The 1,308-nt window shown below is 45.0% G+C and carries 3 protein-coding genes; 2 read left to right on the top strand and 1 reads right to left on the bottom strand.

All coding sequences use genetic code 11. From position 1 onward, the window contains the following. The first annotated feature begins 19 nt into the window (after window positions 1–19). Entirely contained in the window at window positions 20–322 is a 303-nt protein-coding gene (locus KDK17_RS00495) for a high-potential iron-sulfur protein (RefSeq protein WP_257254825.1), read from the top strand. A gap of 203 nt (window positions 323–525) precedes the next feature. Here the strand turns inward: KDK17_RS00495 and KDK17_RS00500 are convergent, their stop codons facing one another. After that, complete coding sequence (locus KDK17_RS00500) at window positions 526–855, bottom strand: MarR family winged helix-turn-helix transcriptional regulator (protein ID WP_034841414.1); 330 nt, start codon at window positions 853–855, stop codon at window positions 526–528. Between the two features lie 235 nt (window positions 856–1,090). On the opposite strand from KDK17_RS00500, the gene KDK17_RS00505 reads away from it, so the two are divergent. Beyond that, the coding region (locus KDK17_RS00505) for a sugar phosphate nucleotidyltransferase (protein WP_257287102.1) at window positions 1,091–1,308 on the top strand (218 nt) is incomplete at its 3' end.

Below are 1,308 nucleotides of genomic sequence, written 5' to 3' on the forward strand. Positions count from 1 at the left end.
CACACGATGAGGACTAAAAATGGATAGAAGAAAGTTTATCCAACTGGGACTGGTTTGCGGCTTAATCCCTTTAGTTGTAATCGACACTGCTGCAGCACCAGCCCCTACAGACGAAGTTCAGGAAGACGAGCCACAGGCTAAAGCACTTAACTACGTAAAGAAGGCTTCTGAGGCCAAGGGTAATCCAAAATATAAGGAAGGGGATGTCTGTAAAAACTGTATGTTCTTTGAGTCCGCTAAGAATAATGGCTGTACACTGTTTGCCGGTCGCAGAGTAGAAGAGGGTGGCTGGTGCGCAGCCTGGGCGGCAAAACCCAACTGATCAGACTGACTGGGTATACGCTTTGATGATTAGGGCCTGCTTAAGAGAAGCTCGGGAGAGTCATTAATTAAGCAGGTACTAAAGATCCATCTGGTGGAACCAACAAAAAACGGGCGTAAGGCATACAGAATTGAGGGCTCAAGCTGGAATATCGTACTAGTTAAAACACCCATCAGCAGCATTCCTGAGCCCAAAAGGAAGCGTCATTTAATATAGCGCGCTTTTGATTTTATTTTCTCGACCAGCTTTTTACCTTTGGGGGTTAAGGTCAGCTTGAAATAACGTCCATCGTCCTCATGTTGAGCTTTTTTAATAAGACCCAGACCAGGACGGTCGTGACGACCTTCACCCAGACGCTTCACACTGACAGCGATATCACTGGGCGTGCCGCAGGTCAGCTTTTCAGCATTCACCAGGTCAGTTATAGTTTCACCGGGATTTTCAGCCACTACCAGTAAGATTTGCCACTGGATAATAGTTAGTGGGTATTCCTGAAGTAGGTGGGTAAGTTTAATCAGACCTTTAAGTGTCATTATTAATCTACCTTTAAGTTAGGTTATGGGTACGCTGTGAGCTTAAGGCGTCGTATACTTCTTTTTCTTCGGCCTCTAAAGCAATACTGCACAACGGGTGCAACAACAGAGGTACCAGAACAAATATTAGACAGTTTTATACTGATCTGGCAAATTTTAAGAGTCAGGTCGTCTATTTTAATACAAAGATAACGTGGCTGTTATGCTTTGAAACAACCAAGGGCACTGTTAACCCATGATCAAGAAATGCCTTTTTCCTGCCGCTGGTTACGGTACGCGCTTCCTGCCTGCGACCAAGTCTATGCCTAAGGAAATGATGCCCATCGTCAATAAACCCCTGATTGAGTATGGCGTTGACGAAGCCTTACAAAGTGGTCTGCATGAGATTTGCATCGTTACAGGCCGTGGTAAACGGGCTCTAGACGACCATTTCGATATTAATTATGAACTGGA

Source organism: Endozoicomonas sp. SESOKO2, assembly GCF_024606245.1.
Classification (GTDB): domain Bacteria; phylum Pseudomonadota; class Gammaproteobacteria; order Pseudomonadales; family Endozoicomonadaceae; genus Endozoicomonas_A.